The sequence below is a fragment of the Chitinimonas arctica genome (genome assembly GCF_007431345.1).
GTDB lineage: Bacteria > Pseudomonadota > Gammaproteobacteria > Burkholderiales > Chitinimonadaceae > Chitinimonas > Chitinimonas arctica.
In genome coordinates this window covers 2,304,393-2,317,201 of sequence record NZ_CP041730.1, presented here as the reverse complement: position 1 = coordinate 2,317,201, position 12,809 = coordinate 2,304,393, and the positions used below count along the sequence as shown (strand labels likewise).

The following is a 12,809-nucleotide window of genomic DNA, read 5'->3' as shown; positions in this document are numbered from 1 at the left end:
TTTTGTTTCAGGCCTGTCGTGGCTTACCCCAGGCCATACTGCCTGGTAGCCAACGGCCCCGTCATCCCCTGTGTGCCCAAGCGGCACAGGGTCTGCCATTCCGCTTCGGTATGCACCGCCTCGGCCAATACCAGCAGCCCGGCGCCATCGGCGACGCCGATGATGGCCTTGAGCAGCATCTGGTTGCCGTCCTGCTGGTCGATATCGCGAATAAAGCTGCCGTCTATCTTCAGGTAGTCCAGGCGCAGGTCGTAGAGTGCCGGTATGCGGCCGAATTGGCGGCCGAAATGCTCGATGCCGACCTTGCTGCCGAATTCGCGCACGATGGTGGAGAAGGTGACCAGGCGCTGGTAATCGCCACCCAGGCCATATTCGTTGACCTCGAACCAAAGCAGCGAGGCGACCTCGCGGTAGCGCGCCAGCAGCGGCGGCAGGCTGGCAAGGAAGGCCTCGTCGCTGATGGAGGCGGAGGAGATATTGACGGCCAGCGGTTCGCTCTGGCGCTTGAGCCGTTCGCACGCCAGTTCGATGGCCACCAGGTCGAGCTGCCCCAGGTAGCCGAAGCGGCCGGCCATGGGCATGAACTGGCCGGCGGTCAGCAACTCGCCCTCCTTGGGTTGCAGGCGTAGCAGGACTTCGTGGTGGATCAGCTGCTTGTGCAGATCCAGGACCGGGAAACTGGCCATTTCAAAGCTGCGATAGGCCAGGGCGCGGTCAAGGATCTCGCGCCATTCCTGCAGGCCGACCCCCTGGACGGTTTCGATCTCGCCCAGCGCATACTGGTTGCCGCCCTGCGCTTCGGCCCTCGCCAGGGCCTGGTCGGCGGCCGACAGCAGGCTGCCTTCGTTGCTGCCGCGCTGATAGAAGGCCACACCGATATGCGCGATATTGCGTGCTTCGGTATGCCCTTCCAAGGCGATATCCTGCAGTGCCTGCAACAGGCCCAGCGCCGAGGCTTCCGCCTGCGCCACATCGGCGTCCTGGGCCAGTACGGCGAAATCGGCGCCGTTCAATCTCGCCAACAGCCAATCCTGCCCTGCCGGCAGGCCGGCCTGCAACTGTGCGCCGACGCGGCGGATATAGCCGTCGGCCTCGGCGCGGCCCAGGCTGCGGTTGATGCCCAGCAGGTCGTGCAGGCGGATCAGCAGCAATGCGCCACGGGCGGCGGCGCCCTCATCCGCCAATGTCTGCCGCAGCCGGCCGAGAAAGTGGTCGCGATTGGGTAGGCCGGTCAGGGCGTCGCGGTTGGCGGCGCCGCGCAGATCTTCGATCCGGGCCGCCTGCTCGGCAAACATGGCTTTTACCCGGTCCACCATCAGATTCATGCTGCGCACCACCCTGCGCAGTTCGGTGACATTGGGCTCGGCGATGGTGATGAAGTTACGCTTGCCGATTGCATCCGCCTGCACCATCAATTGACTGAGCGGCCGCCGCACCCAGCGTATCAAGGCAAATACGGCCATGGCCGACAACATCCCCGTCAGTGCCATCACCAGCAGGAAATTACGCGCCCCCAACCAAAGCGACTCGTAGGCAAAGCGTTCGTGCGCGACCAGGACCACCTTGCCGGCCTGATTCCAGCCATCCGATACCATGCCGGTCCCGGCTTCCACATGCAGCGGCATCAGCCGGCTGAACCAGGCCGGCACCCGTGCGCTATCGGCATCGTTGCGGCGCTCCACCCGAACCCGGCCGTGCACATCCTCGAAGCGGATCATGCGGAAATGGCCGGAATCGAACAGGGCGCTGACCAGCAGCTCGGTGGTCGCCAGGTCCTTGCTTTGTTGCGACATCGACAAGGCCAGCGAAGCGGCGCTATCCGCGCTTTGCGCCATCAGCTGCTGCTCCAGGTACTGGCGGGCGCTGGCAAGATTGACCGCGAAACCGCCCAGGAAGGCCAGCAGGGTGGACAGTAGCACCACCAGCCATAGCTGCCGTAGCAAGGACATCGTTATTCCCCTTTCGATGCGGCGCACCGCGTGCGGACAGCGCGATTCATAGTTCAAAGCCCTCGGTCTGCATTCTGGCCACCAGGTCTTTCCAGCGCGATAGCCGATCCACCGAGGACTTGGCCTGTCCGCCGCCGGCTACCCAGATGCCGTCGCTGTTGAAGCTGAATACCGGCGAAAGATCCGGCCGGCGCGAGGCGGGGCGGATATCGCCCAGCAGATTGTCCAGTACCAGTGGCTCCGCGTCCGGCTGGGCATAATAGGCAAGCACCATATGCGCTTGCGAGACCGTGCTGTTCAGGCCGCCTATCTTGGCCTTGACATAGGTCAGGCGCAGTTTGGCGGGCGCCATGCCCATCAATTGCAGGCTGAAATATTTGGCAATGACAAAATCCTCGCAATCCCCACTGCCGCGACCCAGGGTTTCCATGGGCGTGGCCCAGAAATCCGCTTGATTCCATATCGTTATATCTTCGCCGAAGCTGACTTGGCGATTGAAGAAATCATTGGCGCGCTTGAGTTGTTCCATTTCACCCACGCCGGCGCCACCACCGACCAGCTCGCGCCAGCTGTTGAAGCGCGGCACTGCGGCAACGCCCCAGCGTTGGCTGAATGCCTTCAGCAGGCGATCGAAATCCACCGCTGAATATGCTAATGACATTATTAATAAGCAGGCTGCCAAGCCGCTCAAATATAACGGTACGCTGCGCTTTATTGCGCCAGTCGAGGGATATAAACCGGTCCTGTTCATGAAGCGGGTGGTAATTGGTACGCCGGTACAACGATTTATCCGCAAGGTGAATAAGGAAAGCCTGAATAGTAGTAGTTAGCGCGATATGTAAAATAAACAAATATGGGTCGCTATAATCCAGTGCGCTGCCAAGCCCTGGCGGCGATGCCAGACCGCTGTTGGAACGTATCGGACATTTCGCATTGGACGTCCTTGGAGTGTGTGGAAATTGAAGACTAGAACAAACTACCGGCTGGCATTGACCAGCTTGGGCTTGTCCGTCGTAACGGCCTACGCCCAGGCACCCGTGGATCTGAAGTCGGCCGTCGAGCAGGCGGTGCTGCAGCACCCGGAAGTCCGCTTGCGCCATAGCAATCTGGACGCCGCCGGCGAGGAGCAAAGCGCGGCACGCGGCGCCTGGCTGCCGCGTTTGGACGTGCAGGCGATTGCCGGCAGGGAGCGCAAGGAAACCCCCACGCTGGGGTCGTCCCGTTCTTATTCGCATCCCAGTACCTTGGTGGAATTGCGTCAGACCCTGTTCGATGGCTTCGCCACCAGTAGCGAGGTACGCCGGCTCGGACATAATCGGCAGACCCGCTATTACGAATTGCTGGCCACCAGCGACGAGGTCGCCCTGGAGGCGGCGCGGGCCTATATCGATGTATTGCGCTACCGCGAATTGACTGAATTGGCGCGCAATAATTACGGCACGCATGCCGAGATTCATGGCCAGCTGAACAAGCGCGTCACGGCCGGCGTCGGGCGGCGGGTCGATCTGGAGCAGGCAGCCGGGCGTCTGGCGCTGGCGGAATCGAACTGGTTGACGGAATCAAGCAATCTGCACGACGTATCGGCCCGTTACCAGCGCTTGGTGGGCGATTTACCCGCGCCGACCTTGGCCAAGCTACCGCCCCTGGAAGCGGCGTTGCCCCGGCGCGAAGGCTTTCTCGCCGAGACGATTTCGCGCAATCCGTCTTTCCTGGCCGCCGTCGCGACCATACGCGCCAACCGTGCCGATACCGATGTGCGCCGCGCCGGCCGCTGGCCCACCTTGGAGCTGCGTGCGAGCCAGACCCACCAGCGCAACGAGAATGGCGTAAGCGGCACCTATCGCGACAGCGCCGTGCAACTGGTGCTCAACTACAATCTTTTCCGCGGCGGTGCCGACAACGCCCGTGTCCGGCAATTCGAGGCCCAGCTCAATGCCGCTTACGAGCTGCGCGACAAAACCTGCCGCGATATTCGCCAGACGGCCCAGATCGCCTTCAACGATATCCAAAGATTGGGTGCGCAGCTGGGCTTGCTGAACCAGCACGAGCTGTCCACCGCCAAGGCGCGCGATGCCTATCGCCAGCAATTCGATATCGGCCAACGGTCCTTGCTGGACCTGCTCGATACCGAGAACGAGCTGTTCGAGGCACGCCGCGCCTTGAGCAATGGCGAATACGATCTGCAACTGGCACGGGTAAAGGTATTGTCCTACTCCAGCCGCCTATTGGGCGCCTTGCAGTTGCGGCCACCGCAGGCAAAAGAACCGGAACAGCCGGGCGGCGTTGCCGAGGACGACAATCTGCTGCGTTGCAGTACCGAATTGCCGCCCGGCCTGACCCTGGACAAGCGCAACCTGCCCACGCCGTAACGGCCGTACGGCATCAAACCTGGTGGTATTCCCGATACCACGCCACAAAGCGCTGCAAACCGCTGGCAAGCGGCGTCGAAGGGGCAAAGCCGGTGAGCTGGCTGAGCCGGTCGGTGTCGGCATAGGTGGCCGGCACATCGCCGGCCTGCATGCCGACCAGTTCCTTGATCGCCTGCTGGCCCAGGGCGGCTTCCAAGGTCTCGATAAAGCCCAGCAGGGGTACCGACTGATGGTTGCCGATATTCATCAGCCGCCACGGTGCCCAGCTTTCATCGGCCCGGCTGCCGTCGCCGCCCGCGACGGGGGGCAGCGGCAGCAGCTTGACGATGCCGTCGACGATATCGTCGATAAAGGTAAAGTCCCTCAGCAATTGGCCATGATTGAAAACCTTGATCGGCCGCCCGGCCAGGATGGCCGAGGTAAACAGCCAGGGCGCCATATCCGGCCTGCCCCAGGGGCCATAGACCGTGAAAAAGCGCAGCCCGGTACAGGGAGTGCCGTAAAGATGGGCATAGGCATGGGCCATCGCCTCGTTGGCTTTCTTGGTGGCGGCGTAAAGGCTGACCGGATGGTCGGTATTGTCGGCTTCCCTGAACGGCACGCTGGCATTCTGGCCATAGACGCTTGAGCTGCTGGCATAGACCAGGTGCGATACCGGCTGGTGGCGGCAAGCCTCCAGCAGATTGACGAAGCCGACCAGGTTGGCCTGTACATAGGCATCCGGGTTCTGCAGCGAATAGCGCACGCCCGCCTGCGCGGCCAGGTGGATGACCGCATCGAAACCTTCGGCGGCGAACAAGGCCTGCAGTTTGCCGGGCGCGGCGATTTCCAGTTGTTCGAAACGAAACCCGGCCAGCGGGCGCAATTGCGCCAACCGGGCCTGTTTCAGGCTGACGGCGTAGTAATCATTGAGGTTATCTATCCCCACCACCTGGTGGCCGGCGGCCAGCAGCGACTGCACGGTGTGCATGCCGATAAACCCGGCGGCGCCGGTAACAAGAATCTTCATGGCTGGCTCGAATCGGTGTGGCGCCAGCGTTCCATCAGCTTGGCGTATTTGATAAAGGCAAAAAAACTGCCGATGGCGATATGGGCGAACCCGGCCGCGCCATCCAGCCATCCCCCACGGATAAAATAGAAGCGCAGGAAGCGGGCCAAGGGCGAGCTGACCAGCTTGAAAGGATGGGTTCGCTTGCCTTCGCTGAACAGCTTCTCCACCTGCATATCGGTATAACGGTTCTGCTTGCTTAGATAGGCGGTCAGGTCTTCCGCCGAATCGTGCAGCAGATCGCCGGCCAGGGTGGCGACTTCGCCGTGGCTGACGATCACCTTCTCGTGCACTGCGTCTTCGCTCCAGCCGGCATGGCGGCGGTCGAACAGGCGCAGGCACCAGTCCGGATAGGCTTCGCCGTGGCGCAGATAGCGTCCGAAGAAGCGGTTGCGGCGAGCGCAGCGGAAAGCGTTTGCGGTTGGCTGCCGTAGTGCGGCACGGATGCCGGCGATCAATTCGGGGGTCAGCCGCTCGTCGGCATCCAGGCACAGCACCCAGTCGTTGCGCGCCATGCCGACGGCCATACGCTTTTGCGGACCGAAGCCCAGGAAACCCTGTTGCGCCACCCGGGCGTTGAAACGGGCGGCGATGGCCTGGGTGTCATCGCTGCTGCCCGAATCGAGCACCACGATCTCATCCACCAATTCGCGCGCCGACTCCAGGCAGGCGGCCAATTGGTGGGCCGCGTTGCGCGTGATAAGGACCAGGCTGATTTTTTGCATGTGCGGATTTTAGCTGAGCCTGGGCCCGCCGTTATAATCGCGCCATGCCGAAAATCCTCCTGGTGCGCCTATCTTCCATGGGCGACGTGATCCATAACCTACCCGCGGTGACCGACCTGGTCGCGCATTACCCGAATGCCGAGCTGCACTGGGCGGTGGAAGAAGGCTTCGCCGACCTGCCAGGCCTGCATCCCGCCATCGGCAAGATCAAGCCCTTTGCCTTGCGCCGTTGGCGCAAACAGCCACTGTCGCGCCAGAGTTGGCGCGAGTTCCAGGCTTTTCGCGCCGGTCTGAAGGCCGAACGCTACGACCTGGTCATCGATTCGCAAGGCTTATTGAAAAGCGCCCTGGTGGCGCGCAGCAGCGGCGCCGCCATCGCCGGTTTCGACCGGCACGGCGCGCGTGAGCCGCTGGCCAGCTATCTCTATGATCGCCGCTATGCCGTTCCTTCGACGCTGCATGTGATCGAGCGCAATCGCCTGCTGACCGGACAGGCGTTGGGCTACCGTCCGGGCGCCCTGCTCGATTACGGCATCCGTGCGCCCGCCTGCGCGCTGCCATGGCGGCCAGCGGGCGACTATGCCGTGCTGCTGACGGCCACCAGCCGCGACGACAAGCTCTGGGACGAGGCCAATTGGATCGGTTTGGGTCGGCATCTGCTGGCTCAGGGTTTGCGCCCGGTGTTGCCGTGGGGTGGCGAACGCGAACGCGAGCGGGCGGAGCGCATCGTGGCACAGCTACCCGGCGCGGTAGTGGCGCCCCGTTTGAGCTTGGCCGAGGCAGCCCGCTTGCTGGCCGATGGGCGGGTGGCGATCGGTGTCGATACGGGGCTGATGCATCTGGCCGCCGCGCTGGGGATACCCAGCATCGCCTTGTTTTGCGCCTCCGATCCGGGCATGACCGGCGTACTGGCGGCGGGTTTTGCCGTCAATCTCGGCAGCCGTGGCCAGGCGCCTGGCCTGGCGGAAGTCCAGGCCACCCTGGCGCGGGCACTCGCGTGATCTGGCGTCGGCTCTATACCCTTACCTGGTGGCTGGTGCTGCCGCTGGCATTCTTCTATCTGTGGCGGCGCGGCGGCAAGCAAGCCGATTACCGGCGCAACTGGGGCGAGCGGCTGGGGTACTACCCGGCGCGCTCGCCGCGCCCCTTGATCTGGCTGCATGCCGTCTCGGTCGGTGAAACCCGTGCCGCGGTGGGTTTGGTCCGGGCGCTGCGCCTGCGCCATCCCGATCACGGCATCCTGCTTACCCAGATGACCCCGACCGGGCGCGATACGGCCCGACAGCTGTTCGGCGACGAGATCGAGGTCGCCTACCTGCCCTATGACCTACCTGGCGCAGTCGACCGTTTCTTGCGGCATTTTCGGCCGACGTTCGGCGTGCTGCTGGAAATGGAGCTATGGCCCAATCTGATCCATGGCGCCGCGCAACAGGGCGTGCCGCTTTTCCTGATCAATGCGCGGCTGTCGGCCAAGTCCTTGCGCGGCTATCGCAAGGTTGCACGGCTGCTGCGCCCCGCGCTGGCCAAACTGGCGGGTGTGGCGGCGCAGAGCGCCGACGATGCCGAGCGGCTGGCCGAACTGGGTGTGGCAGCGCCGCAAGTGATGGGCAATCTGAAATTCGACTTCACGCCCGATCCCACCCAATTGGCGCAAGGCAAGGTCTGGCGCGAGCGGTTCGGCGACCGTCCGGTCTGGCTGGCGGCGAGTACCCGCGAAGGCGAGGAAGCGCTGTTGCTGGCCAAACCCCTGCCGGCCGATGGCTTGCTGATCCTGGTGCCGCGCCATCCGCAGCGTTTCGACGAGGTCGCGAATTTGCTGGCACAGCATCAGCTGGCCTATGTGCGCCGCAGCCAATGGGACGGCGAACGACCTTTACCGCCTGGTACGCAGGTGCTGCTGGGCGATAGCATGGGAGAGATGGCCGCCTGGTTCGCCGCCGCCGATGTGGCCTTTGTCGGCGGCAGCCTGCTTGATTTCGGCTGCCACAGCGTGATCGAACCCTGCGCACAAGGGGTGCCGGTCCTGGTCGGGCCTTCCAGCTACAACTTTGCCGAAGCGGTCAGCGAAGCGGTCAGCGTCGGTGCGGCGCGGCAATTGGCGGATGTGGCAACCCTGATGACCACACTGACAGCCTTGCTGGCCGACCCCGCCGAACGCGATCGCATGGGCGAGGCCGGCCGGGCATTTGTTGCCGCCCATCGCGGTGCGCTGGCCCGGGCGCAGGAGATGCTGCCCTAAGATAAATGCCGCATATCGAGAATCTGGCCTTTTTCGATGTCTCTTGATTCTGGATAAGCGCGTACCGAGCAGCGATCTCTTACTGAAAGAGGTGAGGAAATTGTGCGTGGATTTGTCCGAGCAAAGATAGTTTTGGCTGCCACGCCTAGACGGAACACGCAGCGCGGCGCCTTCAATACGCCTATTTTTCCCTAACCACGCGGCCCCCTGCTCCGCTTCGCCACCATCGCCGCCAAGGCATCGCGCAGAGGCGAAGGGGGCAGATCCGTGGCGGCGGCGGACAGCGCGGTCAAGGCGGCCGGGCTCAATTCCAGCGTACGTTTTGACGGCTTTTGTTGGTGCGGCAGCAGTTCGACTTGAATTCGGCAGCGAATTGCGTTAATTTTCAAGCCCTTATCATTTAGCTGCAGCACGAGACGTGCTTCCATCTGCCTAAGCTTGGCCGCGACAGCCGCACTGCGGGTCGATACCAGCAGGCAATCTCCCTCGATTCCCACCACGTCGCTCAGCTTGGCGAGGCCGGCCGGCAGCACGGCCTGCCACTGTCCGCCCAGTTGGCGCTGGGCTTTGGCCAGTTTGGCGAGGCGTGCCAGCTGCGGCGAATCGAGGAAGCTTTGGAAGGCGCGTGTGCTCATGGGTTTGCAGCCCGCTGCGGCAAGGCTATAGAAATAGGCATGAATATCATTCTGGTTTCAAACCGCCTTTCGCGCGCGGTGACCCTGGGGCCACGCCATCTATGGCTGGTGGCCATCTTCTGTGGGTTGGCATTGTTCGGCTTGCTGACGGTAGCCAGCTGGGCAACCTATAACCTGACCCGTAGCCTGGGCATCTCGCTGCCTACTTTACCGGGTGTGCCGGTGACGCAACAGCGCCAAATCGATTTGCTGGCGGTCCGGCTGGGGCAGATGCAGGCGCAATTGGTCCGCCTGGATGGCCTGACCCGCCGTGTGGCCGATCGTACCGGCATCGATGCCAAGCCCTTCCAGAGCAATATTGCCGCGCCGCAAGGCGGTGCCATGTCCTCGCTGCCCGAACGTTCCCTGAACCTGGCGCAGCTGCAGGCCCTGGTTGGCGGCGCCGATGGCAAGATCGAAAACGCCATCGACCAGTACGATCTGTTCGATACCATCCTGACCCAGCGCAAACTCAATACCTTCCAGGCGCCGGCCAATCTGCCGACCGCCGCCGGGGTGCGCTCCTCGGCCTATGGCTGGCGCATCGATCCCTTCGACGGCCGGCAGACTTTCCACGAAGGCATAGACTTCGTCGGCGACGTGGGAACCGCTATTTTTGCCGCTGCCGGCGGCAAGGTGCTCAAGGCGGAGTACCACAACGAGTATGGTAATATGGTCGAAATTGAGCATGGCAACGGTATAATCAGTCGCTACGCACACGCCTCGCAGTTGCTGGTCAAGGTCGGCGAGGAAGTCAGGACCGGCCAGAAATTGGCACTGCTGGGTAGTACCGGCCGTTCGACCGGCCCCCATCTGCACTTCGAGATACGTTACAAGGGTGTGCCGCAGAACCCGTTGTATTTCCTGCAGCTGGGCGCCAAGCCCGCGACAGTCAAATTGGCGTCCGATTGAAATAGCATGTGATGGCCCCATCTTGGGTGGGTAGGCATGGCCTAGTGCCTAGGAATTCATACTGCACGGCGGATCGGTTTTCCCCGGTCCGCCGTGTTTTTGCGCATACGCGCGACGACTTGAACAAGGTTGGCCGAATGGCCTGTCTGGAAATACGATGATCGCTTCCCTTCTGAAGAAAGTATTCGGTAGCCGAAATGACCGGCTGCTTAAGCTGTACGGTGTCACCGTTCGCCAGATCAACGCTCTGGAAGGCCAGATGCAGGCGTTGTCGGATACCGAGCTGCAGGCCAAGACCGCCGAGTTCAAGGAGCGCCTGGGCAAGGGCGAGACGCCGGCCGATATCCTGCCGGAAGCCTTCGCGGTGTGCCGTGAAGCGTCCAAGCGGGTCATGAACATGCGCCATTTCGATGTGCAGCTGATCGGCGGCATGGCGCTCAACGACGGCAAGATCGCCGAAATGCGCACCGGTGAGGGCAAGACCCTGGTCGGCACCCTGCCCACCTACCTGAATGCCTTGTCCGGCAAGGGTGTGCACGTGGTCACGGTGAATGATTACCTGGCCCAGCGCGATGCCAATACCATGGCCAAGCTGTATAACTTCCTCGGCCTGACCGTCGGGGTCAACCTCGGCCAGATGCCGCCCGACCAGAAGCGCGTGGCCTACGGCTCGGATATCACCTACGGTACCAACAACGAATTCGGCTTCGACTATCTGCGCGACAATATGGCCTATACGGCGCCCGAGCGGGTGCAGCGCGGCTTGAACTTCGCCGTGGTGGACGAAGTGGACTCCATCCTGATCGACGAAGCCCGCACCCCGCTGATCATCTCCGGCCAGGCCGACGACAATATCGACCTGTATGCCCAGATCAACCTGCTGGCGCCGAAATTGACCCGCCAGGAGAAGGAAGACAGCACCGAGGGCGATTTTTGGGTGGATGAGAAGGCCCACCAGGTGATCCTGTCCGAACAAGGCCACGAGCACGCCGAGCAGTTGCTGACGGAGGCAGGCCTGATCGGCCCGGGCGACAGCCTGTACGCCACCACCAATATCGGCTTGATGCACCATCTGTATGCGGCCTTGCGTGCCCATGCCCTGTATCACCGGGACCAGCATTACGTGGTGCAGGATGGCGAGGTCGTCATCGTGGACGAGTTCACCGGTCGCCTGATGTCGGGCCGGCGCTGGGGCGAAGGCCTGCACCAGGCGGTGGAAGCCAAGGAAGGTTTGGTGATCAACAAGGAAAACCAGACCCTCGCCACCATTACCCTGCAGAATTATTTCCGGATGTATAGCAAGCTGTCCGGCATGACCGGTACGGCCGATACCGAAGCCTACGAATTCCAGCAGATCTACGGTCTGGAAACCGTCATTATTCCGACCAACCGTCCCATGGTTCGTCGCGACATGAACGATCAGGTGTTCCGCACCTCGGCCGAAAAGTTCGGCGCCATCCTGGTCGATATCAAGGATTGCCAGGAGCGCGGCCAGCCGGTGCTGGTCGGTACCACCTCCATCGAGAATTCCGAGCTCCTGTCCAGCCAGCTGACCGAAGCCGGTTATGCGCACAATGTCTTGAATGCCAAGCAGCATGCCCGCGAAGCCGAGATCATCGTGCAGGCGGGTAGCCCCGGCATGATCACCATCGCCACCAATATGGCCGGCCGTGGGACCGACATCGTGCTGGGCGGCAATATCGAGCCGCAGATCAAGCGGGTAGAGGCCGATGCCTCTCTGTCCGAAACCGAAAAGCGCCTGGCGGTGGACAAGCTGCGCGCCGAGTGGACCATCCTGCACGACAAGGTCGTCGCGTCGGGTGGCTTGCATATCATCGGTACCGAACGGCATGAAAGCCGCCGGATCGACAACCAGTTGCGTGGCCGCGCGGGCCGCCAGGGCGACCCGGGTTCCAGCCGTTTCTACCTGGGTATGGAAGACCAGTTGCTGCGTATCTTCGCCGCCGACCGGATCGGCGCGCTGATGGAACGTCTCAAGTTGCCGGAAGGCGAAGCGATCGAGTCGAGCCTGCTGAGCCGGGCCATCGAAAATGCCCAGCGCAAGGTGGAAGGCCGCAACTTCGATATCCGTAAGCAACTGCTGGAGTACGACGACGTCTCCAACGAACAGCGCAAAGCCATCTACGCCCAGCGCAACGAGTTGCTGGAATCGACCGATATTTCCGAGACCATCGCCAATCTGCGCGATGGCGTGCTCGCCGATACGGTGGAACAGTACCTCCCCGCCGGCAGCATGGAAGAACAGTGGGATGTCCCTGGCCTGGAAAAAGCCCTGCTTGAATTCCAGCTGACCGTGCCGGTGAGCCAGTGGCTCAAGGACGAAACCGCGCTGGAAATCGAACAGCTGAAGGAACGGGTGGTTGCCGCCGCGCGCGATGCCTATATCGCCAAGACCGATGCGGTCGGCGTGGACGTGATGCGTCATTTCGAGCGGGCACTGATGCTGCAGATCCTCGACCAGCACTGGCGCGAACACCTTTCCTCGCTGGACCATCTGCGTCAGGGCATCCATCTGCGCAGCTACGGCCAGAAGAATCCCAAGCAGGAATACAAGCGCGAAGCCTTCGAGCTGTTCGAAGGCCTGCTGATGCAGATTCGCCGCGAAGTGGTGCAGTTGGTGATGACCGTGCAGATCCGCTCGCAGGAAGATGTGGAAGCGCTGGCTCAGCACGATGAGCCGGAGATGCAGTTCCATCACGCCGATTACGACGAAGCGCTGGCCGCCAAGCCCGCCGACAACGCAGCGGATCCGCAGACCCGAGCGTATGAAAAAATCGGCCGCAATGATCTCTGCCCCTGCGGTTCGGGTCAGAAATACAAGCATTGCCACGGCAAGCTAGCCTAAAGCAAGCCTTGGAAAATCCGTCATTCC

The 12,809-nt window shown here is 62.4% G+C and carries 10 protein-coding genes; 5 read left to right on the top strand and 5 right to left on the bottom strand.

Annotated elements, in window-relative coordinates; all coding sequences use genetic code 11:
* Positions 1-23: 23 nt before the first annotated feature.
* Both FNU76_RS10575 and FNU76_RS10570 read right to left on the bottom strand, forming a co-directional pair.
* Positions 24-1,949 carry a bifunctional diguanylate cyclase/phosphodiesterase gene (locus FNU76_RS10575; protein ID WP_144278166.1) on the bottom strand — a complete coding sequence of 642 codons (1,926 nt, stop codon included), beginning with the start codon at positions 1,947-1,949 and terminating at the stop codon, positions 24-26.
* 46 nt (positions 1,950-1,995) lie between these two features.
* A complete protein-coding gene (locus FNU76_RS10570; RefSeq protein ID WP_223879302.1) occupies positions 1,996-2,589 on the bottom strand; it encodes a transglutaminase-like cysteine peptidase in 594 nt (197 codons plus the stop codon).
* A gap of 319 nt (positions 2,590-2,908) precedes the next feature.
* Between FNU76_RS10570 and FNU76_RS10565 the strand changes: the two genes are divergently transcribed.
* Complete coding sequence (locus tag FNU76_RS10565; protein WP_179958428.1) at positions 2,909-4,318, top strand: TolC family outer membrane protein; 1,410 nt, start codon at positions 2,909-2,911, stop codon at positions 4,316-4,318.
* A 13-nt stretch (positions 4,319-4,331) separates the two neighbouring features.
* Here FNU76_RS10565 and FNU76_RS10560 read toward each other — a convergent pair whose 3' ends face one another.
* Positions 4,332-5,327: an NAD-dependent epimerase gene (locus FNU76_RS10560; RefSeq protein WP_144278163.1), complete on the bottom strand. Its 996-nt coding sequence runs from the start codon at positions 5,325-5,327 to the stop codon at positions 4,332-4,334.
* Complete coding sequence (locus FNU76_RS10555; protein ID WP_144278162.1) at positions 5,324-6,091, bottom strand: glycosyltransferase family 2 protein; 768 nt, start codon at positions 6,089-6,091, stop codon at positions 5,324-5,326. The genes FNU76_RS10560 and FNU76_RS10555 overlap by 4 nt, the downstream gene beginning before the upstream one ends.
* A gap of 44 nt (positions 6,092-6,135) precedes the next feature.
* Here FNU76_RS10555 and waaC point away from each other — a divergent pair, with 44 nt between their 5' ends.
* Together waaC and waaA are read left to right on the top strand one after the other, a co-directional pair.
* Positions 6,136-7,092 carry a lipopolysaccharide heptosyltransferase I gene (waaC, locus tag FNU76_RS10550; RefSeq protein ID WP_144278161.1) on the top strand — a complete coding sequence of 319 codons (957 nt, stop codon included), beginning with the start codon at positions 6,136-6,138 and terminating at the stop codon, positions 7,090-7,092.
* A complete protein-coding gene (waaA, locus tag FNU76_RS10545; RefSeq protein WP_223879301.1) occupies positions 7,089-8,330 on the top strand; it encodes a lipid IV(A) 3-deoxy-D-manno-octulosonic acid transferase in 1,242 nt (413 codons plus the stop codon). The genes waaC and waaA overlap by 4 nt, the downstream gene beginning before the upstream one ends.
* A gap of 191 nt (positions 8,331-8,521) precedes the next feature.
* On the opposite strand, the gene FNU76_RS10540 is transcribed toward waaA, so the two are convergent.
* Positions 8,522-8,965 carry a DciA family protein gene (locus tag FNU76_RS10540; RefSeq protein ID WP_144278160.1) on the bottom strand — a complete coding sequence of 148 codons (444 nt, stop codon included), beginning with the start codon at positions 8,963-8,965 and terminating at the stop codon, positions 8,522-8,524.
* A 39-nt stretch (positions 8,966-9,004) separates the two neighbouring features.
* Between FNU76_RS10540 and FNU76_RS10535 the strand changes: the two genes are divergently transcribed.
* Together FNU76_RS10535 and secA are read left to right on the top strand one after the other, a co-directional pair.
* Positions 9,005-9,916 (top strand): M23 family metallopeptidase, encoded by a 912-nt coding sequence (locus FNU76_RS10535; RefSeq protein WP_144278159.1) that lies wholly within the window; start codon positions 9,005-9,007, stop codon positions 9,914-9,916.
* Positions 9,917-10,073: 157 nt separating this feature from the next.
* Positions 10,074-12,782: a preprotein translocase subunit SecA gene (gene secA, locus FNU76_RS10530; RefSeq protein ID WP_144278158.1), complete on the top strand. Its 2,709-nt coding sequence runs from the start codon at positions 10,074-10,076 to the stop codon at positions 12,780-12,782.
* Positions 12,783-12,809: the final 27 nt, after the last annotated feature.

Coding starts and splice junctions, on each gene's coding strand:
- FNU76_RS10575 (WP_144278166.1), bottom strand. CDS start 1,949: ATGTCCTTGCTACGGCAGCTATGGCTGGTGGTGCTACTGTCCACCCTG.
- secA (WP_144278158.1), top strand. CDS start 10,074: ATGATCGCTTCCCTTCTGAAGAAAGTATTCGGTAGCCGAAATGACCGG.
- FNU76_RS10540 (WP_144278160.1), bottom strand. CDS start 8,965: ATGAGCACACGCGCCTTCCAAAGCTTCCTCGATTCGCCGCAGCTGGCA.
- FNU76_RS10535 (WP_144278159.1), top strand. CDS start 9,005: ATGAATATCATTCTGGTTTCAAACCGCCTTTCGCGCGCGGTGACCCTG.
- waaC (WP_144278161.1), top strand. CDS start 6,136: ATGCCGAAAATCCTCCTGGTGCGCCTATCTTCCATGGGCGACGTGATC.
- FNU76_RS10555 (WP_144278162.1), bottom strand. CDS start 6,091: ATGCAAAAAATCAGCCTGGTCCTTATCACGCGCAACGCGGCCCACCAA.
- FNU76_RS10560 (WP_144278163.1), bottom strand. CDS start 5,327: ATGAAGATTCTTGTTACCGGCGCCGCCGGGTTTATCGGCATGCACACC.